18 protein-coding genes and 3 pseudogenes are annotated in these 23,703 nt (G+C 70.0%); 8 read left to right on the forward strand and 13 right to left on the reverse strand.

Annotated elements, in window-relative coordinates; translation table 11 throughout:
* Window positions 1-63 precede the first annotated feature (63 nt).
* A complete protein-coding gene (locus A6P39_RS03460; protein WP_234379322.1) occupies window positions 64-2,073 on the forward strand; it encodes a potassium transporter Kup in 2,010 nt (669 codons plus the stop codon).
* 268 nt (window positions 2,074-2,341) lie between these two features.
* Here A6P39_RS03460 and A6P39_RS03465 read toward each other — a convergent pair.
* Window positions 2,342-2,989, reverse strand: a pseudogene (locus tag A6P39_RS03465) (transposase); the annotation flags it as partial.
* A gap of 515 nt (window positions 2,990-3,504) precedes the next feature.
* On the opposite strand from A6P39_RS03465, the gene A6P39_RS03470 reads away from it, so the two are divergent.
* On the forward strand, window positions 3,505-3,765 hold the full coding sequence (locus tag A6P39_RS03470; protein ID WP_199841071.1) for a Chromate resistance protein ChrB: 261 nt from the start codon (window positions 3,505-3,507) through the stop codon (window positions 3,763-3,765).
* A 17-nt stretch (window positions 3,766-3,782) separates the two neighbouring features.
* On the opposite strand, the gene A6P39_RS03475 is transcribed toward A6P39_RS03470, so the two are convergent.
* Genes A6P39_RS03475 through A6P39_RS03490 form a run of 4 tightly spaced genes read right to left on the reverse strand, consistent with a single transcriptional unit; the run spans window position 3,783 to window position 9,619 of the window.
* On the reverse strand, window positions 3,783-5,087 hold the full coding sequence (locus A6P39_RS03475; RefSeq protein WP_234379325.1) for an MFS transporter: 1,305 nt from the start codon (window positions 5,085-5,087) through the stop codon (window positions 3,783-3,785).
* Window positions 5,084-6,298 (reverse strand): type III PLP-dependent enzyme, encoded by a 1,215-nt coding sequence (locus A6P39_RS03480; RefSeq protein WP_067057399.1) that lies wholly within the window; start codon window positions 6,296-6,298, stop codon window positions 5,084-5,086. Before A6P39_RS03480 ends, A6P39_RS03475 begins: the two co-directional genes overlap by 4 nt.
* Window positions 6,295-8,007, reverse strand: a complete 1,713-nt coding sequence (locus A6P39_RS03485) for an IucA/IucC family protein (RefSeq protein ID WP_067057402.1) — start codon at window positions 8,005-8,007, stop codon at window positions 6,295-6,297. The genes A6P39_RS03480 and A6P39_RS03485 overlap by 4 nt, the downstream gene beginning before the upstream one ends.
* A 37-nt stretch (window positions 8,008-8,044) precedes the next feature.
* Window positions 8,045-9,619: an IucA/IucC family protein gene (locus A6P39_RS03490; RefSeq protein ID WP_067057405.1), complete on the reverse strand. Its 1,575-nt coding sequence runs from the start codon at window positions 9,617-9,619 to the stop codon at window positions 8,045-8,047.
* Between the two features lie 410 nt (window positions 9,620-10,029).
* On the opposite strand from A6P39_RS03490, the gene A6P39_RS03495 reads away from it, so the two are divergent.
* The 3 genes and pseudogenes from A6P39_RS03495 to A6P39_RS03505 all read left to right on the forward strand — a co-directional run.
* Window positions 10,030-10,791, forward strand: a complete 762-nt coding sequence (locus tag A6P39_RS03495; RefSeq protein WP_067057408.1) for a response regulator transcription factor — start codon at window positions 10,030-10,032, stop codon at window positions 10,789-10,791.
* Entirely contained in the window at window positions 10,788-12,293 is a 1,506-nt protein-coding gene (locus A6P39_RS03500; RefSeq protein WP_067057411.1) for a sensor histidine kinase, read from the forward strand. Before A6P39_RS03495 ends, A6P39_RS03500 begins: the two co-directional genes overlap by 4 nt.
* A 92-nt stretch (window positions 12,294-12,385) precedes the next feature.
* Window positions 12,386-12,905 (forward strand): annotated as a pseudogene (locus A6P39_RS03505) (transposase family protein); the annotation flags it as partial.
* Here A6P39_RS03505 and A6P39_RS03510 read toward each other — a convergent pair.
* Both A6P39_RS03510 and A6P39_RS03515 read right to left on the reverse strand, forming a co-directional pair.
* Entirely contained in the window at window positions 12,899-13,192 is a 294-nt protein-coding gene (locus A6P39_RS03510) for a PASTA domain-containing protein (RefSeq protein ID WP_067057414.1), read from the reverse strand. The pseudogene A6P39_RS03505 and the gene A6P39_RS03510 sit on opposite strands and share 7 nt — an antisense overlap.
* A gap of 202 nt (window positions 13,193-13,394) precedes the next feature.
* Window positions 13,395-14,042: pseudogene (locus tag A6P39_RS03515) on the reverse strand (superoxide dismutase).
* Here A6P39_RS03515 and A6P39_RS03520 point away from each other — a divergent pair.
* Window positions 14,041-14,229, forward strand: a complete 189-nt coding sequence (locus tag A6P39_RS03520; RefSeq protein ID WP_107304559.1) for a transcriptional repressor — start codon at window positions 14,041-14,043, stop codon at window positions 14,227-14,229. The pseudogene A6P39_RS03515 and the gene A6P39_RS03520 overlap by 2 nt on opposite strands.
* Window positions 14,230-14,445: 216 nt before the next feature.
* On the opposite strand, the gene A6P39_RS03525 is transcribed toward A6P39_RS03520, so the two are convergent.
* Genes A6P39_RS03525 through A6P39_RS03545 form a run of 5 tightly spaced genes read right to left on the reverse strand, consistent with a single transcriptional unit; the run spans window position 14,446 to window position 19,876 of the window.
* Entirely contained in the window at window positions 14,446-15,207 is a 762-nt protein-coding gene (locus A6P39_RS03525; RefSeq protein ID WP_067057417.1) for a response regulator transcription factor, read from the reverse strand.
* Between the two features lie 38 nt (window positions 15,208-15,245).
* On the reverse strand, window positions 15,246-17,897 hold the full coding sequence (locus tag A6P39_RS03530) for an FtsX-like permease family protein (RefSeq protein ID WP_067057420.1): 2,652 nt from the start codon (window positions 17,895-17,897) through the stop codon (window positions 15,246-15,248).
* Window positions 17,894-18,556 (reverse strand): ABC transporter ATP-binding protein, encoded by a 663-nt coding sequence (locus A6P39_RS03535; RefSeq protein ID WP_067057423.1) that lies wholly within the window; start codon window positions 18,554-18,556, stop codon window positions 17,894-17,896. Before A6P39_RS03535 ends, A6P39_RS03530 begins: the two co-directional genes overlap by 4 nt.
* The gene (locus A6P39_RS03540) at window positions 18,543-19,253 is read right to left on the reverse strand and encodes an ABC transporter ATP-binding protein (RefSeq protein WP_067057515.1); all 711 of its coding nucleotides are present in this window, start codon (window positions 19,251-19,253) and stop codon (window positions 18,543-18,545) included. The genes A6P39_RS03535 and A6P39_RS03540 overlap by 14 nt, the downstream gene beginning before the upstream one ends.
* A 5-nt stretch (window positions 19,254-19,258) precedes the next feature.
* The gene (locus A6P39_RS03545) at window positions 19,259-19,876 is read right to left on the reverse strand and encodes a hypothetical protein (RefSeq protein WP_331454086.1); all 618 of its coding nucleotides are present in this window, start codon (window positions 19,874-19,876) and stop codon (window positions 19,259-19,261) included.
* A 192-nt stretch (window positions 19,877-20,068) separates the two neighbouring features.
* On the opposite strand from A6P39_RS03545, the gene A6P39_RS03550 reads away from it, so the two are divergent.
* Complete coding sequence (locus tag A6P39_RS03550) at window positions 20,069-21,406, forward strand: sensor histidine kinase (protein WP_067057425.1); 1,338 nt, start codon at window positions 20,069-20,071, stop codon at window positions 21,404-21,406.
* Here A6P39_RS03550 and A6P39_RS03555 read toward each other — a convergent pair.
* Window positions 21,333-22,238, reverse strand: coding sequence for an IS110 family transposase (locus A6P39_RS03555; RefSeq protein WP_234379326.1), 906 nt, complete (start codon window positions 22,236-22,238; stop codon window positions 21,333-21,335). The two genes, A6P39_RS03550 and A6P39_RS03555, sit on opposite strands and share 74 nt — an antisense overlap.
* On the opposite strand from A6P39_RS03555, the gene A6P39_RS03560 reads away from it, so the two are divergent.
* Window positions 22,167-23,204: an IS110 family transposase gene (locus A6P39_RS03560; protein WP_067057428.1), complete on the forward strand. Its 1,038-nt coding sequence runs from the start codon at window positions 22,167-22,169 to the stop codon at window positions 23,202-23,204. The two genes, A6P39_RS03555 and A6P39_RS03560, sit on opposite strands and share 72 nt — an antisense overlap.
* The last annotated feature ends 499 nt before the right edge of the window (window positions 23,205-23,703 follow it).

The following is a 23,703-nucleotide window of genomic DNA, read 5'->3' on the forward strand; positions in this document are numbered from 1 at the left end:
AGTCGAAGCGACCCGGCCCCACCTACCGGTATTCGCGCTGATGATCGGTATCGTCCCACGCGCATGGCCTTCAGCACAGCGGCCCGCGAGGAGGAGGACCAGATGGCCGATCACCGGCAGGGTGCCGCACCGGACGACGGGGTCCCATCGCAGTCGCCGGAGGCTCGTCGCGCGAGCGCTCAGGACGCGGCACGTCTCGCACTGGTGATCGGCGCCCTGGGGGTGGTCTTCGGTGACATCGGGACCAGCCCGATCTACACCCTCCAGACCGTGTTCAACCCGAGCGACCCGCACCCCGTCCCGGTCACCACACAGAACGTGTACGGCGTGGTGTCGCTGGTGTTCTGGTCGGTCGTGATCATCGTCCTGGTCACCTATGTGCTGCTGGCGATGCGCGCCGACAACGACGGCGAGGGCGGCATCATGGCACTGATCACCCTGGTACGGCGATGGACCTCGCGGCCGGCCGGACGGACCGCTGCCGTACTGGCCGCGCTGGGCATCTTCGGCGCGTCCCTGTTCTTCGGCGACAGCATGATCACCCCGGCGATCTCGGTGCTGTCCGCGGTCGAGGGACTCAAGGTCGTCCAGCCCTCGCTGGAAAGCGCGGTCGTGCCCATCACCGCGGTCATCATCGTCCTGCTGTTCCTCGTCCAACGCAGGGGAACAGCGGCGGTGGGCCGGGTGTTCGGCCCCGTCATGATCGCCTGGTTCACCGCCATCGGCGCCTGCGGCATCGCCGGCATCGCCGACCATCCGGCCATCCTCAGGGCGCTGTCGCCGACCTACGCCCTGGGCTTCCTGTTCGGCCATTTCGGCACGGCCTTCTTCGCCCTGGCCGCGGTCGTGCTGGCGGTCACCGGCGCCGAGGCGCTGTACGCCGACATGGGGCACTTCGGCCGCCGGGCGATCACCCGCGCCTGGATGTTCCTCGTCTTCCCCGCCTGCATCCTGAGCTACCTCGGGCAGGGCGCGCTGATCCTCGCCGACCCGCACAACACCAGCAGCCCGTTCTTCCTGCTCACACCCGGCTGGGGACGGCTACCGATGGTCGTGCTGGCCACGGCTGCCACCGTGATCGCCTCCCAGGCCGTGATCACCGGCGCGTACTCGGTCACCTCCCAGGCCGCCCAGCTCGGCTACTTGCCGAGGCTGCGCATCGCGCACACCTCCGAATCCACCATCGGACAGATCTACGTCCCCTGGATCAACTGGCTGCTGATGGTCTCGGTCCTCACCCTGGTCTTCGCCTTCCGCAGCTCCGCGGCCCTGGCCTTCGCGTTCGGCATGGCGGTCACCGGCACCATCACCATCACCACCCTGCTGTTCTTCTACGTCGCCCGCGCGAAATGGGGCACTCCCAGGTGGCTGGTCGCCACCGGCGCCACCGTATTGCTCTTCGTGGACCTGCTGTTCGTGGCGGCCAACATGACCAAGCTCGTCCACGGCGCGTGGCTGCCGCTGCTGATCGGCATCACCGCGTTCACCGTCATGACGACCTGGCAACGCGGCCGCGAGATCGTCACCGCTGAACGGGCGCAACTCGAGGGACCGCTCCCCGAGTTCATCGAAGACCTCCGATCGGAGAAGGTGTCTACGCTCCGGATCCCGGGCACGGCCGTGTTCCTCAACCGGGGCAAGCAGACCGCGCCCCTGGCCATGCGGGCCAACGTGGAGCACAACCACGTGCGCCACGACCAGGTCGTGATCCTCTCGCTCGAGACAGAGCCCGTGCCCCGCGTCCCGGCCGACCAGCGACTCGTCGTCGACGACCTCGGCTACACCGACGACGGGATCATCCACGTCACCGCCCGGTTCGGCTACATGGAGACCCCGGACGTACCCAGCACCCTGGCCATGCTCACCCCGGCGCAGACCGAAGGACCGTTGCAGCTCGACCAGGCGTCCTACTTCCTGTCGAAGATCGATCTCCGGCGCGGCAAGTCACCGACGATGGCGCCCTGGCGCAAGCGGCTGTTCATCGCCACCTCCTACATCACGGCCGACGCCGCCGAGTACTTCGGCCTCCCCCGCGACCGCACGGTCATCATGGGTTCGCTCATCGAGGTGTAGACGCGCTCCGGCCGCTGATCATTACGGACGAGTGGCGGGTGCGATCACAAATCAGGCATTCCCAGATCGTCGCAGAAACCCAGACTGCGTGAGGCGCCGACTGCATCGTCCGCGCCAGCGCAGCCGATCTCACGGCGCAGGCGCACCGGACCGATCCGGTGCGCCTGCGCCGTCTCAGGGCTCCGCGGAGAGTCCCGACAGGAAGGACCCCGGCGGGGCCTCGCCGTATCACCCGCCTATCACACTGCCCCTGTGACGAGGGTTGCGGCTGCACAGGTCTGACGAGGTGGAAGACCTCCCGGGCCGCGTAGCGCTTGAGGCTGCGGACTATCTCGCGCCGGGTCTTGCCCTCCTTGCTGCGGCGTTCGTAGTAGTCCTGGGTGCGCGGGTCGACGCGCAGTCGGGTCTGCACGATCCGGTGCAGGGCCGCGTTCGCTTGCCGGTCGCCGCCGCGGTTGAGGCGCCGGAACTGCCGGCGTCCCGAGGAGCGCTCGACAGGACTGGCCCCGCACAGAGCAGCGAAGGACGCCTCAGTGTCCAGGCGTTCCGGGTTGTCCCCCACCGTGATCAGCAACGTGACCGCCGTGTCCGGACCGATCCCCTGACCGATCCGGTGAGCCGGCCAGCCCAACGTGATCCGAGTCGCCTGCAGCACCGACTTCTCACCGGCCTCCTCGTGACCGCTCACTTGCGCGAACCGCGCACAGGTACGGCAGAGTTCTGCATTGCCCAGACCCGACAGTTCCTCCCGCAAGGCGGGGTCAGCAGTAATGAGGACGGACTTGAGCTGGTTGATGGCCTGCGTGCGGGCTTTGACGGCCGACGTCTTCGTGAGTTTGTACATTCTCGCGATCTGCACCGGCCCGTCGCCCGTTTTGGCCCGGGCGCGGGCTCGCCCGCTCAACACGGCTCGCGCGATGGTGTTGTTGTGATGCCCCGGTAGAGGGCGAGTGCCTGGTCGTCGGTGCGGGTCTCGGCGCGGAGAGCCTCCGGGGTGGGGGCGTAGCGGTCGTGGATGTGGGTGCGTTTCGTGTCGTGCGGGAGGTCGCGGAGATCGAAGACGGACAGCCGGGCTCGGCCTGCAGATGCGCCTCACCCGGGCAGCGTGTGCCGGAAGCCGTTACGGCCTCACTGTGGTGAGTGAAGTGGATACGCGGTGGCTGCTGGTGTCGGTGACGACGGCCGGGGCCGCATCGTCCTTGCGAATGCAGGTGTGGCGGAAGCTGAAGGGGCTGGGGGCGCTGTCTGCAGCAGTCCGTGTGTTTGTTGCCGGACCCGCCCGCCGTAGCCACTGCCTTGGACGAGCCGCGGGAACGTGTGCGTACGGACGGTGGGCGAATGCGGGTCGTGCACGTCGAGGTCGGCGACGAGGAGGAGCGCCGGGAACTCGCCGAGGAGATGACCGCAGCCGTCGATGAGGAGTAGGCGGAGGTGCTTGAGCGGCTTCCGTCGTTCTTCGCCGAGCTGGAGATGGAGTCCGGGCGCGGCCGGGCGGTCTTCGCGGAGGTGGAGGAGTCGGAGGCCGATCTGGAGCGGTTCCGGTCCTGGGTGGCGAAGATCGAGGCCCGGGACTACTTCCGGGGGCCGCTGGGCGAGCAGGTGCGCGCTGAGCTGGATCGTGCTGCTGCGACGCTGGCCGCGTTCGAGTCGGCGGCGCTCGAGGGCGAGGGCGCGCACGGCTTCGAGGGATAGCTGCCGTCGCGTATGCGTCAGGGGTCGGTCGACCGGTCCCCTGTCGGCTGGGCTGACGCGAGGGGTGTGCTGGTTACGGAGGCCGCTGCTGTGATGCGGGTACGTCGTTCGACTCGGCCGGTGATCAAGGCGGAGAGCGCGAGCGCGGAGGACGCCGAGATGACGCCGCCCAGGAGCAAGGTGGAGCGGGCGCCGAAGGCGTCCGACAGCAAGCCGACCAGCGGGGCTCCGACGGGGGTGCCGCCGAGGAGGACCAGGAAGTAGACGGACATGACGCGGCCCCGCAGGTGTTGGTCGGCGTGGAGCTGCGTTAGCGCGTTGGCGGTGGTGGTCACGATCACCGCGGCGAATCCGGTGGGAATCAGCAGGCCCATGAACGTGCCGTAGCCGGGCATCAGGCTCTGCGCTGCTTCCAGTGTCCCGAAGACGACCGTGGTGGTGATCAGACGACGTGCGGTGGGGGGCTTGCCGCGGCTCGCCCCGTGGATCGCGCCGATGAGGCTGCCCAGGGCGTATGCGGCGGAGAGGTAGCCGAAGGCGGCGGCGCCCGTGTGGAAGGCCGTGATGGCCACGAGGGAGATGGTGACCTGGAAGTTGAGGCCGAAGGTGCCGACGAAGGCGATGAGGCTGATCGGCAGGAGCAGTTCAGGGGTGGTGGCGATGTGGCGGAAGGCGTCGCTCAGTCGCGTACGGCCCGGTCGGGGCCGGCCAGGGTCCGGCAGGCCGTCTGTATGGATGGTGATCAGGCCATAGAGGACGGCCAGGTACGAGGTCGCGTTCACGAGGAACACCGGTCCCGTGCCGAAGGCGGCGACGGTCAGGCCGGCGAGGGCGGGGCCGAGGGTGCGGGCCACGTTGAACTGGGCGGAGTTCAGGCTGACCGCGGTGGCCACGCGATCGCGGGCGACGAGTTCGGAGATGTAGGCGTTGCGGGCGGGGCTGTCGACGGCGGTGGCGGTGCCGAGGGCGAAGGCCAGCGCGTAGACGGCCCACAGGTTCACCGCGCCGGTGACGGTCAGCAGTCCAAGCAGGAGTGACTGCACTCCCATGGCCGTCTGGGTCAGAAGCAGGATCCGTCGCTTGGGATACCGGTCGGCGAGGATGCCTCCGGTCAGGCCGAACAGGGTCTGCGGCAGGAACTGCAGTGCGGTCACGATGCCGACCGCACTGCCGCTGTTGCCGGTGAGGTGGAGGACGAGCAGGTCCTGGGCGGCGCGCTGCATCCACGTGCCGATGTTGGAGGCCAGCTGCCCGAGCAGGTATCGACGGAAGTTCCGGACGGTGAGCACGGCCTTCACCGGCATGCGGGAGCCCTCGCTCATGACAGCTGATAGGCGCACGCGTCGCCGGTGACGGACACCTCGGCGTCGTCGACGTGGTGGAAGGTCGGGTGGGGGTGCATGAGGAAGGCGTGGTGGGAGATGTTCCAGGCGTAGGCGCCGGCCATGGCGAAGGCGACCCGGTCGCCGACGCGCAGCCGTTTCACCATGACGCGGCGTGCCAGGACGTCCTTGGGCGTGCACAGCTGTCCGACCAGCGTCACAGGCTCGTCGCGGGCCTCCGGTCGGTCCCAGGGCCACGGCCAGTTGTCGTCGGGGATCACCTCGAAGGGCTGATCGTGCTGTTTCGCGGCCGGAGTGCGCAGATGGTGGGTGCCTCCCCGCAGTACGGCGAACGCCTGGCCGCGGCTGACCTTGATGTCCAGCACCTGGGTGATGTACCAGCCGCAGTAGGCGGTGATCGAGCGGCCGGGTTCGATCCGCAGCGTGAGGTGCGGGTGGCGGGCCAGGAGCGGGCGGAGTCCGGCGCCGAAGGCGGCCCAGTCGAACATCTTGTGGGGGTGGGTGTAGTCGACGCCCATGCCCCCGCCGACGTTCACCTCCGGCAGGTTGATGCCGCGATGGTACGCCCAGTCCTCGGCCCAGGTCAGGACCTCCTCGATGAGCGCCAGTTGGGCCGGGGCCGTAAGGCCGCTGGCCAGGTGGAGGTGGAGTCCGCGCAGTCGGATGCGTGCGTTGGCGGCGATCAGGTCCAGGCAGTGGTCCAGTTGCGCGGGGTCCATCCCGAAGGGGCTGGGGTGCCCACCCATGGCGAGGGCGACCTGGCCGAGGTCGACGGGGAGGTTGACGCGTAGGAGGACATTGACCGTCCGGTCGCCCAACAAGCTGGTGAGCAGCAGCAGTTCGTGTTCGCTTTCGATGTGCAGGCGCTCCACCTCGGCATCCAGTGCCCGGGCCAGCTCTGGCGGAGTCTTGCCCGGGCCTCCGAAGGCGAGCGGCGCATCGAGGGCGAGGCCCCGGACGTGACTCAGTTCGCCGCCTGAGGCCACCTCGAAGCCGTCGACGTGCCCGGCCAGTGTCCGCAGGATCCGGGGCTCGGAGTTGGCCTTGGCCGCGTACAGCAACTCGACGCGGTCCGGTAGTGCGGCCCGGATGGCGTGGACGTGCTCGCGCAGGGCCGGGAGGTCGTAGACGTACGCGGGCAGGTCGTCGTCGGTCAGCCGGCCGACGAGGTCGAACAGTGCCGGCCTCACCTGATCACCTCGCGGGGGAAGTCCGCGCCGAGCGGGCTGGGCAGGGGGACGTACGTGGCGTGCCGGTCGGCCTTGCGGGACCAGCGCAGCAGGAGGTTGGCCTTCGCGGGCAGCGGGACGCCGGACAGAAGGGCGCGCAGCCGCGGCGGATGGCCGGCGGTGCGGGCATAGGCGTCGAGGTGATCGCGGACCAGGCCCCACAGGGCGGGTTCCAGGGTCGGGTTGAGGTCGGCCAGGGCGCTGAGCACTTCGGCGGCGTGGTTGACCAGGAGGCAGTACGCGACCCGGTTCCAGCCGCGTTCGGGATCATAGGTGAGGGGACCGCGGACGTCCTCGGGCAGATCGGCGAGGGTGCGCTGGTGATGGCCAGGCAAGAGCTTGGTGCCCTCCAGATCGCGGAAGAGCACCTGTGCCGGCGTGCCGTCGGCGTTCACACCGACGACGACGTTCTGCAGGTGCGGTTCCAGGACGACGCCGTGTTCGAAGTAGGCAGCCAGCACCGGCGGCACCAGCAGCCGCAGGTACGCGTCCCACCAGGCCAGGACGTCCCCGTCGCCCCGGGCTAGCAGGTAGGAGACGTGGGCTGTGCTGATGGGGTACTCGTCCGCGACCGCGGCGGCGAGCAGGGGCGTCACCCCGGGACGCAGGTGCTGGCGCAGGCCGGAGCGGACGATGACGCCGAGGCCCTCCAGGAGGGCGGTGTCGCCGGCGGTGTCGAGGGTGCGATAGCCGGGCTCAGCCAGGAGCGCGCATCCAGGGAAGCGGCCGGCGAACTCGGCGAAGACAGGCTGGAGCAGCCGGTTGAGGGCGACGGCGCCGGGTAGTTCGTAACTGGCGTGTCTGCGCACACAGTTGGTGAGACGGACGTTCAGGCTGAACTTCAGGAACGTATCGGTGTCGGGGTGATACAGCGTGCGCACCGATGCGGTCGGCACCAGCTCCGGTCCACTCACCCCCGTGTCGACGACATCGCCGGCAGCCATCGCCTGGCGGAGCCGGTCATGGCCCTGGAGCAGCCGGTACTGCCACGGATGCACCGGCAGTATGGCGAATCCGGGATCAGCCGTCGGGCACAGGGCCTCCATCTCATCCAGCTCGCCCTCTTCACGCACGAGGTGCCGGCGCACGGCCAGGTAGGGCAGGGGGAAGCGTGCGCCGGTCTCCGGTCCGTACGCCAGCCAGTCCGCCGGATCGCCGGAGCGGGACTTGGGAGTGGGGTGGAAGCGATGACCGAACACCAGGGACTGCTCCGACACCAGGTACGGGTCCGCATGCGGCGAGGCGCCCGCCCGCTCTTCCAGCGCCGTGCGGATCGTCTCCCGGCTGTCGGCGACCTGGGTGAGGAACTCCTCGTTGACGACACCTGTGCGCAGTGCCAGTTCGTCGTGGATGTAACCGGCCAGCTCGTTCCAGCCCACCGCCACCCAGGCGTCGTTTTCGAGCCGCTGCACCGGGCCCTGGAAGCGGTGCGCTCCGATCAGCGAGGCCCGGCGCAGCCGGGCACGCAGCAGGAGGCCCCGGCGTGGCAGACGTAGCAGGAGGTGGTCATCGTCGACCGTCACCTGGTGCTCGGGAGCGGACACCTCGCGGATCATGCAGTTGAGCAGCGTGTGAGCTGTGACGGCGTCGGCTGCCCGCCTCGGTTCGGCGGGCCATGCGGTGACGGTCGCGGCGGGGAGGCGGGTGTGGGGGGCGGTGCCGGTGGTCATACGGTCACTCCAGTGGGACAACGATCGGTGTCGGATGTCAGCGGCACAGGGCCAACGGGCTGGGAATGGAAGTCCATTGCGCTTTGCCCGGGTTCTCGGCCAGGCGCATGGCGACGGTTGCCTTCAGCGGCATCGTTTCGCCGAAGAACGCCGCCGCGTCCTCCTCGTTCGGCAGGCCGGCGTACACCCGGCGGCCGACCTCGGCCACCGCACCCCACAACGCGCGGGGATCAGCCTGATGCGTCTGGCTGAGGGCGGCGACCAGCTCGCTGAAGACTCCGCTGATCAGACCGCCGAACAGCTTGGTGTGCAGCGCCCCCACGTCGTCTCCCGCGCGGGTGCCGAGCAGCGGTGGCAGCGTGAAGCCGCATTGAGCCAGGCGGCGCGGGCTGACGCGTACGCCGTCCAGGTCCCGGTACAGCACCCGCACCGGCCGCCCGTCCCGCAGCACGACCAGGGTGTTCTGGCCATGAGCCTCCAGCGCCACCCCCATGGACAGCAGCGTCAGCGCGGGCGGCAGCACGAGCTGGGCGAACTCCGCCAGCCAGCGCACCGGGTCACCCGACACCACAGCGGCTCCGGTCGCATGGACGGCGGTCAGGGGAACCGCGATCTCCCCGGCGTCGAGGTAACACTCGGTGGACTCCCGGATCATTGCCGCGAGGCTCGCGGAGGGCTGTCCGTCCACGCACACGGCGCCGCCGCCCAGCTCCCGCAGGACGCGCAGGCTGCCGCTGTATCCGGCCTTGTCGATGACGGCCGCGACCAGGTCGGACAGCGGGGGCCCGTCGGCGATCTCAGCTGGGGAGATGGTGCGTCGGTAGTTGGTGACCTGCACGTCGAGGGCGGTCTTGATGTGGCAGCCCGCAAGGACGCCCATCGGTGCGAGGGTGCGCATCGACAGCAGCGGCCGGGCCGGGATCGTCTCCTCTACGACGGCCAGGTCCGGGTGGTGCGCAAGCACGTGGTCACGCTGCCAGGGGTGCAGCGGGAGGAGGATCGTGTCGCCGTCACGCAGTCGCCGCGGCCAGTCGCCGGCCTCCTGCCAGCGGTCGGCCGGGACACGGAGCAGCGCCAGCTGCACGACGGGGTGGTGCTCGGGGGCGTAGGCGAGTACGTCGGCGATCGACATGCCGGTACGTGTCCGGCAGCAGGGATGCTGCGGGTGACCGTCGATGACCGCCTGCTCGGCGTCCGCCGAGTCGTTCGGCGGGACCGCCCGGCCTGCGTTCGCGGCCCTGGCCAGAGCCAGATTGGCCACGCTGTTGTCCAGCTCGGCCGCCAGTCGCTCCGCAGCGGGGGTACGCAGAGCCAGTTGCGCCAGGAGGTGTGCCGGCCCGCTGATCGGCCCCTGCGGCCCGGATACGGAGAAGTCGTCGGGCACCTCGGCGAACGGCTGCGCGCAGGACTGGGGCGCCGAGAGTGCGCCGCCCCGCTGCAACTCGACCACCAGCGTGTCGGACTCCCGGCGGTGCCCGGTCACGCCGGGCAGAGGTTCTCGTACGAAGGCTCCCCACAGTCGGCCCAGTACGGTGGCTCGTGCTCCCGGGAACGCGGTCGTGAAGGGCTCCACCAGGTCCGGGCGCGTGCGGCGTAGTTCATCAAGGGGCATGGGGCATCCCAGGTGCTTGTGGGGGCGCTTGACACGCGGTGCTTCAGTGGCACCGGCCGTGCGACCGAAGCTACGGGAAGACGATCAAGCGGATTGCCAGAGCAGATACAGCAGGGATCCGGGATTCTTCGGATGAAGCGTTTTTCCTCCCCTCCTCTCCAGCCGATTCCGCCGGGAGGGTCTTCATGACACGCGGCCTGGCCTCCAAGCAGGTTCCGGCCCGTCACCTGGGGGGATGGAACACCAGCGCCCTCGGTCTTAACTCTGGGCTTACTCCACGCTGTCAATCTCCTGGATCTCGCCATCGCACCGCACCTACGGGGTTACGCCGACCGTGGAAGATCACCGGCTCGGGGGAGGCTGCGGCGTTTGCGCCACGTCCCCGGGCGGAGGTCTGTGAGCCTTTCGCCATGCGTGTACTGCTGATCGAGGACGACGACCGGGTGGCCGGCCCATTGACGGAGGGGTTGCACCGTTTCGGGTTCACCGTGGAGCACGCCAGAACCGGGGCCGACGGACTCGCCGCGCCGGAGGCGGCGATGGTGCTGCTGGACCTCGGGCTGCCCGACATGGACGGCATCGACGTCTGCCGGGCCATCCGGTCCCGCTCGTCCGTGCCGATCATCATGATCACTGCCAGAGACGACGAGGTCGACCGGGTGCTTGGTCTTGAGCTGGGCGCGGACGACTACGTCTCCAAGCCGTTCGGTGTGCGGGAACTCGTCGCCCGGATCCGTGCCGTCACCCGCCGCGCCCGCCCCGCAGTGCTGGACACGCCATGCATGGAGCCGGACACCTCGGATGACCCGGCACAACCTGCGGGGGCCGACGTCCAGCGAATCGGCCCGCTGACCATCGACCGACGCACCCGGCAGGTGCATCTGCAGCAGGCGCCCATCGCCCTCGCGCCCAAGGAGTTCGATCTGCTCGCCTGCCTCGCCGAAGACCCCGGAGCCGTGTGCTCCCGCCGGCAGATTCTCGACACCGCTTGGGAACCGAACTTCTTCGGCCCCACAAAGACGCTCGACGTGCACATCGCCGCGCTGCGCCGCAAACTCGGCGACTCCTCCTGGATCGAGAACATCCGCGGAATTGGCTTCCGCCTCGTAGTCCCAGCACCCTTCGCTACCACGTCCACCGCAGCGTCGGCGCGCGGCGGAGGGACCCGGTGACACGTCGCATCCTGCTCAGCCATCTGAGCCTCATGCTGCTCGTCCTGCTCGCACTCGAGGTGCCGTTCGGCATCTTCTACGCCCGCAGCGAGCTGTCCCGCTTCTCCCATGCTGCGCAGCAAGGAGCGATGACGCTCGCCGAGGTCTGCGAGGACAAGATGGAGAACGGGCTGACGGCCGACCTGCCCGAACTGGCCCGCGCATACGGGCAGCGCACCGACAGCCGCGTAATCGTCGCAACCCGGAAGGGCACCGTCCTCACCGACACCGCTGCCCGTTCCCTGGTCGGGAGAGACCTGTCCGCCGAGCCGGACATCGCGACCGCGCTCCGCGACCGCCCCTCCGTAGGCGCCGACAGCGACCCGTCCACAGGCGACGAAGTCCTCTTCGTCACCGTGCCGGGCGGCTCCAACGCCACCGTCGCCTGCGTGGTGCGAACGGTGTATGCACTGGGCCCACTGAAGTCCAAGGTCCACGCCACCTGGCTGGTCCTCGCCGTCGTCGGGCTCGGGGTCCTGGCCGCCGTCTCCCTGATCGGCTTCGCACTCGCCCATTCGATCACCCGTCCCGTCCAGGCCCTGGAACGCGCCACCGCGCAACTCGCCGAAGGCCGGATCACCGACCCGCCGGCCACCGATCACGGGCCGCCGGAACTACGTCGGCTCGCCGCGTCGTTCACGCGCACCGCGACCCGCCTCCAGCACCTGCTCCAGGCTCAGCAGGCGTTCGCCTCCGAAGCGTCCCACCAGTTGAAGACTCCCCTGACCTCACTGCGCCTGCGGCTGGAGAATTTCGAGCCGCACCTGGCCCCCTGTGCCCAGGACAGTCTCGACAAGGCACTCGGGGAGCTGGAGCGGCTCGATCGTATGGTGCAGGGGCTGCTCGCGCTCGCCAGGCTGGAGAACTCCGCGATCAAGCCGGAGGCGGCCGACCTGAACGCCGTCGTCGCCGATCGCTCGGCCATCTGGACGGCCTTCGCCGACGAACAGCAGGTCGACATCATGGTCTCCGGAGCCGCATCCTCCAGGGTCTGGGCGGTCCCGGGCGCCTTGGAGCAGATCATTGACAACCTGCTCTCCAATGCGCTGCGCGTGTCCCCGCCAAGAACCGCTATCACGCTGGCGATCATGACCACCCTCAGGGAAGGCAGCCGCACGCCACCCTTGGTCGAGTTGCATGTGATCGACCAGGGACCCGGTATGACCGAGGCCGAACGGCGCAGAGCCTTCGACCGGTTCTGGCGGGGCCCTGATGCCGACCACGACGGCACCGGCCTCGGTCTGCCGATGGTCCGCCAACTCACCCGCGCCTGCGGTGGCGAGGTCACCCTTGAGGCGGCCGCCGGCGGTGGGCTCGATGCCGTCGTGCGCCTCCAATGCGCCGAGAGCCGCACTCACCGGGAACTCCTACCCACTTCTGCCGACGCCGACTTCGCAGGCCGCGCCCGTCGCCGCACCGCCCAAAGCAGCCTGGCAGCGGGGCGTGGATCTTCCTCTGGCTGATCCTGGCGATCGTAGACTGCAGAGGGACGAGTCCGGTGGTGCCGTCTCCTCGATCGCCGCCTCGACATCGGGGTCCGTGATGTACCGGCGTCCTGCGCACCTGGAAGTTCCGTGACCGGCTGTCCGAGGTGCAGTTCGCCAGGCTAGTGGCGATGGTACGGCGCCGTGGCAACGCCGTTCAGCGGCCGCCCCTGGCTACTGCCGCTGCAGGACCGGGTGCTGCTGGTAGCGAAGTACTGGCGCACGAACCTTACGTCGCTGCAGGTGACACCGGTGTTCGGAGTCTCGCGGTCTGCGGCCGACCGCATCCTCGATCACCTCGCACGCTCTTGGCCATCTCGCCGTGCCACCGACCGCGCAAGGACACCGTGTAGATCGTCGACAGCACACTGGTGCCCACCCGCGATCGCAGCATCGCCGCTTCGAGCAAGACGTAGCGGCAGTCGACCAACCTTGGGGTTGTCATCGACGCCAACAGCCGCCTGGTCGTGGCCATCGGCGTGCCTCTTCCCGCAGCCGCAACGACTGCCGGGCCTTCACCGAGTTCGGCGTCGACCGGGTCTGAAGCGGAGATCGCCGATGGCGGCTACCAGGGCACTGGCCTGCTACCGACAGCTCACACCCAAACGGGACGAACTCCACAGCAGGTGGCCGTGATGACGCTCGCGCCACGTCAGCCTGTCCACGCCGAGCACCAGCTCCTGCTTCACTCCGAGCCGCGCACCCGCCTTCACCGACTGGGCGTTCACGTGCCAGTTCGATGCCACCAGCACCACCACATGATCTCCGTCATCCGGCTGCAGCTCGATGCGGCTCCTCGGCACACCGAGCTTCTCCGGCTGGTCCTCGGCGTCCTCGGCGTTCTCGGCGTTCTTCCCGACCAGATTGGGCATGGTCACCGGGCCCGTCGCAACCGGCGTGGGCGCGCCCTTCCCGAAAGCGCCGCACCGGGCCAGCGCCGGCGCCACCGCGAGTACGAGCGCCGCCCAGCAGAAAGGCTCCCGCAAGGATCTGCCTTGCGGGAGCCTTTCGTTGTACCGCCTGCCGACGTGAAGGGCGAGAAGACGATCACGAGGCAGGACGCTCGGGTTGCCTACGCCGTCACGGGTTGAGCAGCAGGCTGTCGCCGCGCTCCTTGGCGGCGGCGTAGCGCCTGGCCACGTCCTGCCAGTTGACGACGGCCCACATGGCCTCCATGAAGTCGACCTTCTGGTTCTTGTACTGCAGGTAGAAGGCGTGCTCCCAGGCGTCGAAGACCAGGATCGGGGTGGAGCCCCGGCCGACGTTGCCCTGGTGGTCGTAGACCTGCTCCACGATCAGCCGTGCGCTCAGCGGCTCGTAGGCGAGCACGCCCCAGCCGGAGCCCTGCGCGGTGGCCGCCGCCTTGGACAGCTGGGCCTTGAAGCCCGCGAAGGAGCCGAACGACTCGGTGATCGCGTCCGCCAGGTCACCTACGCCGTCCTGGGCCAAGGGCTCGCCGCCGCCGTCCTTCGGGCCGGTCATGTTCTGCCAGTAGATGCTGTGCAGGATGTGGCTGGAGAGGTGGAAGGCCAGGTTCTTCTCCAGGCCGTTGATCGAGCCCCACGACCCCTTGTCCCGTGCCTCGGCCAGCTGCTCCAGGGTGTCGTTCGCACCCTTCACGTACGCCGCGTGGTGCTTGTCGTGGTGCAGCTCGATGATCTCCGGGCTGATGACCGGGGCGAACGCCGAGTAGTCTTACGGAAGTTCCGGGAGCGTGTAAAGCGCCATGTCCAACGCCCTCCGACGTTATTGCGAGTCCTGCGCTGAGCTGCGGCAACTGGGCTTGCCGTTCGATCGCGCGACCGTCTACCGGACTCTGGAGACCTTCACGGACGTGGGTCTGGCGCACACCGTGAACGGCCCCGGCCCAAAGCGCTACGGCGTCAGTTCCGAACCGCACCACCACACGGTGTGAGGTGAGTCCCTGTCACGGGTGCGGGACGCCGCCGTTGGAACGGACGCTGTCAAAGGCGTGACGGCGCCCCGCAGGCCAACCGGCGGCTGGTGCTGCTTCGGACGGGGCCCCCTGCGGCAGCTCCGGCATGTCCGCAGACTCCCGTGGGGCGGTCGCTGACCGGATAGCGTCGACCGAATGAGTTCAGACCCTACCGCGCGAACAGGCGCGGGCCAGTCAACTCTTCGTCCCGGCCCCATCACTCCAGCCGCGGCGCTCGAGGCGATAGCCATGCCCCCGGAGCGTGGTGATGTGAGGCAACCGGCACGGGCGGGCGGACTCCTCGGCGGCCTGGGTGAGACGTCGGCGCAGGCCGGCCATGGTGACGTCGAGGGTCTTGGTGGGGCCGAACCAGTTCTCGTCCCACACCTGTGCCATCAGCGTTTCTCGCGAGACGGCGGTGCCGGGGTTCCTGGCGAGCAGGGCGAGGAGGTCGAACTCCTTCGGCCGCAAGGCGATCTCCGTGTCGTGAAGGGTGCAGCGGCGGGACGTGGTGTCGATGACCAGGTCGCCGAGCCGTAGTGGCGGCTGCGGCTGCGACGTGATGGTCTGGCGGCGCAGGTGGGCGCGGAGACGGGCCAGCAGGACGGTGAGGCTGAAAGGCTTGACCAGGTAGTCGTCGGCGCCTGCATCCAGGCCGGCGATGACGTCGATGTCGTCGGTACGGGCGGTGAGGATGACGATCAGCTGGTCGGGGAAGCGGGCGCGCAGGGTGCGGGCGAGGTCCAGTCCGTCGAGGTCGGGCAGGCCGAGATCCAGGAGAACGGCGTCGTAGGCGGTGCGGTCCGTCTCCTCCAGGGCCGAGGCGCCGGTGCGGCTCCAGGTGGGGGCGTAGCCGTTGACACGCAGGCCGGTCTCCAGGTGGCGACCGATGGTGTCGTCGTCCTCGACGACCAGGATGCGCAGATGGTTGCGGTCCGGTGCGGCAGGCGTGCCCATGGCAACAGAGTAGGCAGGCCGCTTCCCTGCAGACGTGCTCACAGGTCGCGGAGTTCCTCCACCGCGGGGCGCCGGGCACCGCGGATGCCGTTCAGGGCTGCGGCCAGTACGGCGATCAAGGCCGCCAGTCCGGTCAGGGTCAGGTAGACGCCGGGCACCGCCAGGGCGGCGGGCAGCGGGTCGAACACGCCGGTAAGTACCTTGACCAGCATCTCCGACAGCGCCCATCCGATGACGGCACCCCCGGCCAGGCCGCCTGCGGCCAGCAGGAGGGCCTCGGTGAGGACCATGCCGCGCAGCTGGCGTGTGCGTGCGCCGAGGACGGTGGCGATGGCGAAGGTCCGGCGGCGTTCGGCGAGGCCAAGGGCGAGGACCAGTCCTCCGGCTCCGGCTGCGAGCAGGACGGCGAAGGCGAGTTCGATGCGGGTGAGTCCGGCCAGGTCGACGGAGGTCAGGCTGGTGCCGACGGTGCCGCGGGTCTGGGTGAGGTCGCTGACGGTGGCGCTGGTGCCGAGCTGCGAGCGCAGGCGCGTGGCGATCTGCTTCTGGTGGGTGCCGCCGGTGTCGAGGAGGAAGGCGCCGACCGCGTCGCTGCCGGTCGCCTTGGCGATGTATGAGGCGTTGGCGACGAAGAAGCTGTCCTTCGGTGCCGTGGGGAACTCCTTGGCGATGCCCGCGTAGTGGAAGGGGACGGTGCGCAGGGCCTTGGTGCGGGCGTCCTGGATGCGCAGGTTGACGGTGTCGCCGGGCGCGAGCTGGAAGTCGTTGACGGTTTCGACGCTGACCAGCAGGTTGTCCGGGCGCTGGGCCAGCTTGTGCATGAGCTGCTGGGTGGTACCGCCGGCGAAGTAGGCGTCCTGGAGTGAGGTGGCCTGGGCGATGGTGTCGGGGCGGACGCCGTAGAGGTCCTGCAGGTCGGAGCCGACGTAGGCGAAGCGGTGCTGGAGGGGTTCGACGTGCCGTACGCCGGAGACTTTCAGCGATCCGGCTGCACTGGGTGAGACTCGGGCGCCGGGTGGTTCGGTGACGGTGACGTCGGCGCCGTTGGTCAGGCGGGCATCGACCTCGGCCTGCTGCCGGTAGGTGGCGTTGAAGACGGCGGTGGAGAGCGCGAAGGACACGGCGAGGGCGAGCAGCACCACCGAGCGGGCCAGGGGGCGGCGGCGCCGGGAGAGGGTGGCGGCGGTGGTGCCGGCGAGGGTCGCGGTCAGCGGGCGGGCCAGCCGGGCCAGGGCGGGGCGGCCGTGGGTGAGGGCGAGGAGCGTGAGCCGCCACAGCAACAGGGCGGCGCCGATCCACAGCAGAGCGGGGCCGAGGAAGGCCCAGTACGACACGGAGATGCTGGGCACGCCCTCCGGGGCGAGGACGAGGGCGTACTGGTTGCCGGAGGAGGCGCGGAAGACCAGCCAGGAGCCGATCAGGAGGGCGAAGTCCAGGCCGTACCGCATCCACCACGGGTTCCTGGTGCTGCGGGCACCGGACTCCTTGCGGGTTTCCGCGACGGTCACCGTGCGCAGGTCACGCAGGGCCGGGACGAGGACGGCTCCCGCGGCGACGGCGGCGCCGAGGACGAATGCGATGCCGTACCAGGCGGCCCAGGTACCCGCGCCCGCTCCGAAGGAAGCGGCACCGAAGGCGAGGCGGCCGCTCAGCGCGGCGACGCCCAGTCCGGCCAGGCCGCCGAGGAGACCGATCAGCGCCGCTTCCAGCCCGGCGAGGGCGGTGATCTGGCGCGGGCGCAGGCCGCGCAGCCGCAGCAGGCCCTGCTCCTGGCGGCGCCGTTCGCTGCCGGCCGAGGCGACCGCGGCGGTCAGGGCGGCGGCCAGGACCGCGCCGGGGACGCCGAGGAAGAGGAAGAGGATCTGGGCGTACAGGGCGTCCTGGCGGGCGGAGTCGACGGCGGCGCCGATGTTGTTGCCGACCAGTGCGGCGCCCGCGGAGCGGGCCTCCAGGTTGTGAGCGGCGCCGGTGACGGCGGTGTAGGCGGCAGCCGGATCGGAGGGCAGGCGGGCGTCGTCGCGCGCCACGTGGATCTGGGTGGTGACCGCAGAGGCGCCCCGAGTCAGCGCGGCGAACCTGGCGGCGGGCAGCAGGACGACGTTGTCCGGGGGTGCGGTCGGCTGGGACTGGCTGGGTGCGCCGACGGTCTGGAAGAGGGAGTCGGCCTGGGGCAGGTCGATCACGCCGTCCACCTTCACCTGTCGCACTCCGATGCCGGGAAACTGGACGCCGATGGTGTCGCCGGGAGCGGCGTGCAGGTTCGAGGCGGTCTGCTGGGCCAGCAGGACGCCGGTCGGGGAGCCGGAGAGGGTGCGGATGGCGTCGGGGAAGAGGGCGCGGTAGCCGTCAGGCAGGCCGAGGGCCATGCCGGGGCCTGTGGTCTGGGTGCTGCCCTGGACGCGCGCGGTGAAGCCGGAGGTGTGGGCGAAACCGACGGGCAGGGCGGCGCGGGTTCCCGGCGCCTTGCGGACCAGGGACATCACCGCGCCGGGGTCGGCGCCTGGCTGTACCTGGACCTGCCAGTCGACGGCGACCGAGCGCACGGCACGCTGGGTCATCGTCGCCTTCGACGCCGTGAGGAACGAGCCCAGCGCGGCGACCAGGGCGACCGCGAGGGCGATCCCTGCCAGCGCGGCCAGCAGGCGTCCGGTGCGGTGGCGGGCCAGGCCGGCCGTCCACGAGCCGATCACGGCACCTCCTCGGGTGCGAGCAGCCGGCCGTCGCGCATGGCGCGCCGGGTGGTGAGGCGGGCGGCCACGGCGGGATCGTGGGTGGTGACGACGAGGGCCGCACCCGTGTCGTCGGCGGCGGTGAGGAGGGCGTCGAGGACACGGCCGCCGGTGGCGTGGTCGAGGCGGCCGGTGGGCTCGTCGGCGAGGATCAGGCGCGGGGACTGGGCCAGTACCCGGGCGACGGCCACCCGCTGGGCCTGACCACCGGAGATCTCCTCGGGCAGCCGGTCCGCCAGGTCGGCCGCGTCGACCAGCGTGAGCGCCGCGAGGGCGGCCTGTTGGGCCTCGCTTTCCGGGCGGTCGGCGAGGACCAGCGGGAGAGCGGTGTTCTCGACGACGTTCAGGGCCGGGATCAGACTGTCGCCCTGGAAGACCAGCCCGATGTCGTACGGCCCCAGAAAGGTGGCCCGCCGCACGGTGCCGCTGGTGGCCTGTTCGAGCCCGGCCAACAGGTGTAGCAGCGAGCTCTTGCCCGACCCGGAGGGGCCGACGACGGCGAGCCGATCGCCGGACCCGATCTCCAGGTCGGCACCGTGTACGGCCACGACCGCCGCTGTGCCCCTGCCGAAGGTGAGAGCCGCGTCGGTGCAGGTCACGAGCGCTTCATCCCGTGACATCGGGCACCCCCTGCGCCGCAGGACAGGAGGCGTCGGTTGCCCTGCCGTCCTCCAGCGTGATCACCCGGTCCGCGCTCCGGACGACTTCCGCGCTGTGCGTCACGATCAGCACCGCGCACCCCTGTGCGGCCCGCTCCCGCAGCATGGCGAGGACCACCCGCTCGGTCTCTCCGTCGAGTTCGCCGGTCGGCTCGTCGGCCAGCAGGACAGCGGGCGCGTTGGCCAGCGCCACGGCCAGCCCGGCCCGCGCCAGCTCCCCTCCGGACAGCTGCCGGGGCAGCGCGTGCATCCGTTCACCGAGACCCACCTGGGTCAGCAGTTCCCTGGCCGAGGCGGCCGGCTTACGGCCCGCGGCGCGCTGCGGCAGGCGGACGTTGTCCCGCACGCTCAGATGGGGCAGCAGATTGCGGGTCTGCAGCAGCACGCCGATGTGCCGGGCGCGCAGCCGTGCCCTCTCGGTCTCGGGCCGGTGGCTGATGCGCACGCCGTCCACGCGGACCTCCCCACCGGAGGGCTCGTCGAGCCCGGCCAGACAGGCCAGCAGGGTGGACTTGCCGGATCCCGAGGGACCCACGACCGCCACCGTCTCGCCTCGCCCGACCCGCAGTGACACCCCGCGCAACGCGAGCGTCTCCTCCTCGCCGGCCCGGTAGAAGCGGTACAGCTCACGGGCAGCCAGCACCGGCTCGGACGCCATGGTGCTCACCGCCAGGCGAAGGAGTCGCTGATGATCCGCCACGGGTCGACGTTGTCGGCGTTGACCGGGCCGGACAAGGTCAGATCCACCTCGTGGCCCGACTTGTAGAAGGCGTACCGCTCGAACCCGTCGCGCACCACCTTGCCCGTGACCGGGTCCTTCGCCGAGTCACCCTGATAGGTCACCCGGACGACACGGCCCGCGTGCCGAGACACCTCCGACACCTTCGGCGCGGCGAACTTCGGCACCTGGGAGCGCAGCTTGGGGACTACCGTCTTGGTGACCGAGTCGACCGTGGGGGCGGTGGACGCCGAGACGGCCGCGATCCTCACGGTGTTCAGCTTGTCGGTGAACACCGTGCTGCCGCCCTGCTCGGTACGGGCCCAGCCCTCAGGCACCTTCACCGTGAATCCGGAGAAGGACCCACCGGCCGGCCGATAGACGACGTACACCTGGTTGTCAGGGATGTCACCGGGCGGATTGGACTCGGTGGGAGCGGGTGCCGGGTTGTTCTGCCCGTTTCCGACACGCGCCGAGGAAGCCGGCGGTGACGACGTCGTCGAACCAGAACCGGAGTGCGAGCCGGAGCCGGAACAGCCCGCGGTCACCACTGCGACGAGCACCAGCCCGACTGTCGCGGACCTCCGTGCGTGTGCTGCCATCACCACTGCCCTCCAAGGGATCCCCCGGACCGGACGGTCATGGCACCCACGCTAGGAAGCGGCAGGTTAACGCCCTGCTCGCCGAGGGTTAGACGACGGCAAAAGCGTGAGTTCAGTCCCGCGCGCCCCGCCGAACCGCCGCATGATGAGGGCATGAGACAGCGCGTGGTGCGAGTCGCCCTCACCGCCGCGTTGGTCGCCGTGGTCCTGCTCGCCGTCCCCCTGGCCCTGGCCATCAGGTCCTCCCTGTACGCCGGGCAGCGGGACACCCTGGAACGCGCGGCCCTCGCCGCGGCCGTACGGGTGAGTCCGGACTATGCGACCGGTGACCCGGTGGAACTGCCCAGGGCGCCGACAGGGGGGCATCTGGGCCTGTACGACCCGCAGCAGGCCAAGCGGGCGGGCAGCGGCCCTGGGACGGCGGACGCGCCGGTCCACCGCGCCTTTGGCGGAGAGGTGGTCCGGGGGCAGTCGGGCGGTGATCTGGTCGCCGCCGTACCGGTCTCCCACGCCGAGCGGGTGATCGGCGTGGTCCGCGCGTCCTCCCCCGCCGGCGCCGTACGCGACCGGGTCCTGGCCGCGTGGGGCGTACTACTCGGCGTGACCGTAGTCGCGCTGACCATCGCGGTACTGGTCGCCCGCCGGCAGGCTCGGGCGCTGGCCGCCCCGCTGGAGGACCTCTCCCGCCACTGCCGGGCCGTCGCCGAAGGGGACCTGAACGCAAGGGCGGCCCCCAGCAGCATCGCCGAGATCGATCAGGTGGCCCGCACGCACAACGCGATGCTTCGCAGCCTGTCCGAACTTCTGCGCCGCGAACGCGACTTCGCCACCAACGCCTCCCACCAGCTGCGCACCCCGCTCACCGGCCTGCAACTCACTCTGGAGGCGGGGCTCGCCCAGGACGACGACACCCGACTACGCCCCGTGCTGACCGAGGCACTGGACACCACCCATCGCCTCCACCACACCGTGGAGGAAGTGCTACGCCTGTCCCGCTCCCCGGACCGGCCCCGCCCGGCCGCCGGGGACATCGCGGTGGCACACCTCCTTCTGGAGACGCAGGAGCACTGGCACGGCCTGTTCGCCGCCGACGGCAGACGCCTGGAGTGCGGCACACATGACGCACCCGCGGATGTCCTGGTCCCCAGCGGCCCCGTTTCGGAGGTGCTCGGCGTCCTGCTGGACAATGCACGGGTGCACGGACGCGGAACCGCGCGACTGGTGGTGCGGGACCTGAACGACGCCCTCGCCTTCGACGTGAGCGACGAGGGAGCCGCGGAGGGCGAGCCGGCGCAGCTGTTCGACCGGGGACACACCGGCGGCGGCCAGGGGACAGGCATCGGACTCGCCCTCGCTTCCGAACTGGCCCAATCCATCGGCGGCCGACTCTCCCTCACCAGAAGGGCTCCGGCCACGTTCACCCTCCTCGTCCCGGTCCGCGGGGCCGGCTCCGAAGGCAACCGGGATCAGCCGTATCGAGGACGGACTTGAGCTGATTGATGGCCTGGGTACGGGCTTTGACCGCCGACGCCTTCGCGAGCTTGTACATTCTCGCGATCTGCACCGGCCCGTCGCCCGCCTTGGCCCGGGCACTCGCCCGCCCGCTCAGTACGGCTCGCGCCGCGTTCTGGGCATCGAGCGGATCCGACTTGCCGCGCCGACGGCGATCTGCCCGGTCCATCCAATTCACGTCAAACACGTCCACGCCCTGGGCCAGCAGACAGCGCGACAAAGACGCCCCGTAAGAGCCGGTCCCTTCCACTCCGGCTCGCCTGACGGCTCCGACTTCATGGCACACTTCAGCAGATCGCGGTATCCCGCCGCGGTGGCCGGGAACTCGCCGGTGGCCAGCACCGTCCCCATCACGGAGAGCACCGCACCCACATGGGCATCCCGGTGCGTGTCCACTCCCAAAACCATCTCCCCCGCAGGGCGGTGACGGCGGGTCTGCACAGCAGGCGGCGTGCTGGACATGGTCAGAATCGTGAGGACGCCACAACGATCGGCAGGCCCCTGACTTGTTGAATCGACTCCAGACGCACGGTCTGCAGCCGTAGTGTCCAGGGTGCCGGTCGGCACGGGCCCGCAGGCTCCTTGCCGCCCCTTCGCGGGCTGGCTCACCGATAGCGTGCCGCCGCCGGCCGGCACCCGCGCGGTGTGGCTCGACAGAGGCATGACGGTGACACGGTGACTTCAAGTCAGGATGCCCACCGCACTCCCTTCCCGATCTCAGCGAGTGCGAGGCCAGCCTGTGATCCTTATCGGTGTCGATCCCCACAAGTCGTCCCACACTGCCGTCGCCGTCGACGCCGCAGGCCACCACGTGGCCCAGCGCCGGTTCGTCGTCAACGCCGGAACCTTCCGCCAGCTGATGCGCTGGTGCGAGCAGTGGCCCGAACGCCGCTTCGCCATCGAAGGCGCCCGCGGCCTGGGTCGAACCCTCGCCCAGCAGCTGGCAGCCACGGGCGAGAACGTAGTCGACGTGCCCTCCACTCTCTCTGCCCGGGCTCGGCTGCTGGCCACCGGAGGCGACCGCAAGACCGACGCCAACGACGCCCGCCACGTGGCCCAAGTCGCACTGTTCCGACAGGACTTGCGGCCCGTCGAACCCGAGGACCAGACCACGATCCTGCGGCTGCTGACCGAACGGCACGACGACCTGGTCCACGAACGCACCCGCGTCCTGAACCGACTGCACGCCGTCCTGCGCGACCTCCTGCCTGGAGGTGCCCCCACGGGGCTGTCCGCCGACAAGGCCGCCGCCGCCATGAAGGGCATCCGCCCCCTGACCGCCACCGATGCCTGCCGCCGGGACATAGCACGCGACCTGCTCGCCGACCTGCGCCGCCTGGACCGGCAGGTCAAGGACAACGAAGCCGAGATGCGTGACGCCCTCGCCGCGACCCACACCACACTCACCACCCTGCCGGGCCTGGGCACCGTCCTGGCCGCCAAGACCATCGGCCACGTCGGCGACATCACCCGCTTCCCCACCGAACACCACTTCGCCAGCTACACCGGCAGCGCGCCCCTGGACGCCTCCAGCAGCAACAACGTCCGCCACCGGCTCAACACCGGCGGCAACCGCGCGCTGAACTCCGTACTGCATGTCATCGCCGTCTGCCAGATCCGTGACGGCGGCGGACGCGGACAGGAGTACTACCTGCGCAAGATCGCGGAAGGCACGACGCCTGCGGAAGCCCGCAGCGCCCTGAAACGGCGGCTGTCCAACGTGGTCTACCGGATCATGAAACGCGATCAACGGAACCGCCTCGCTCAGGCCGCTTGACACACAGAGGCGCTATGGGGACACGCCCTGTGGCTCGGTACCGGCAGTCGCCATCCCGCAACGACAGTCGACAAGCCTGTGACTGGACACTTTGGTCATAGATCTCACGAGTCAGACCCCCGCCCGGGACGGCACTGCGCAACCGTCCCATCGATCCCGGTACAGCGGTGTGACTCGATCACTGCCGGATGACTTCGGCCGAACCGATGCTCAACCTGACTGAGCGGGCTGACAAAGCGTTGACTCTCATCCACTCCTGACCGGTATGGGCAGAGAGACGTCATGCAAGGAGGTGGTGCTCACCGGCTGCGACAGCTGCCGCTCGTCCCCGTGATCAGCACCCCGATGGCCAACTCACCGAAAGAGGACTCCTGGATCTGCTTCGACTGCGGATTGGCTCTGTTCACGTCTTCCGGTTCTGGCGCAACTTCTGTGGTGTCGAGCCGACTCTCAGTGCCCGAGGTCGGAGCACGCCGGGAACCGGCGGGTCAGCGGCTTG

This window comes from Streptomyces sp. FXJ1.172, from assembly GCF_001636945.3.
Taxonomy (GTDB): Bacteria; Actinomycetota; Actinomycetes; order Streptomycetales; family Streptomycetaceae; genus Streptomyces.

Bases quoted from the DNA above. Each gene is read 5' to 3' on its own strand.
- A6P39_RS03460 (WP_234379322.1), top strand. From the start codon at position 64: ATGGCCTTCAGCACAGCGGCCCGCGAGGAGGAGGACCAGATGGCCGAT.
- A6P39_RS03475 (WP_234379325.1), bottom strand. From the start codon at position 5,087: ATGAGCGAGGGCTCCCGCATGCCGGTGAAGGCCGTGCTCACCGTCCGG.
- A6P39_RS03485 (WP_067057402.1), bottom strand. From the start codon at position 8,007: ATGACCACCGGCACCGCCCCCCACACCCGCCTCCCCGCCGCGACCGTC.
- A6P39_RS03490 (WP_067057405.1), bottom strand. From the start codon at position 9,619: ATGCCCCTTGATGAACTACGCCGCACGCGCCCGGACCTGGTGGAGCCC.
- A6P39_RS03495 (WP_067057408.1), top strand. From the start codon at position 10,030: ATGCGTGTACTGCTGATCGAGGACGACGACCGGGTGGCCGGCCCATTG.
- A6P39_RS03520 (WP_107304559.1), top strand. From the start codon at position 14,041: ATGTCCAACGCCCTCCGACGTTATTGCGAGTCCTGCGCTGAGCTGCGG.
- A6P39_RS03525 (WP_067057417.1), bottom strand. From the start codon at position 15,207: ATGGGCACGCCTGCCGCACCGGACCGCAACCATCTGCGCATCCTGGTC.
- A6P39_RS03535 (WP_067057423.1), bottom strand. From the start codon at position 18,556: ATGTCACGGGATGAAGCGCTCGTGACCTGCACCGACGCGGCTCTCACC.
- A6P39_RS03540 (WP_067057515.1), bottom strand. From the start codon at position 19,253: ATGGCGTCCGAGCCGGTGCTGGCTGCCCGTGAGCTGTACCGCTTCTAC.
- A6P39_RS03550 (WP_067057425.1), top strand. From the start codon at position 20,069: ATGAGACAGCGCGTGGTGCGAGTCGCCCTCACCGCCGCGTTGGTCGCC.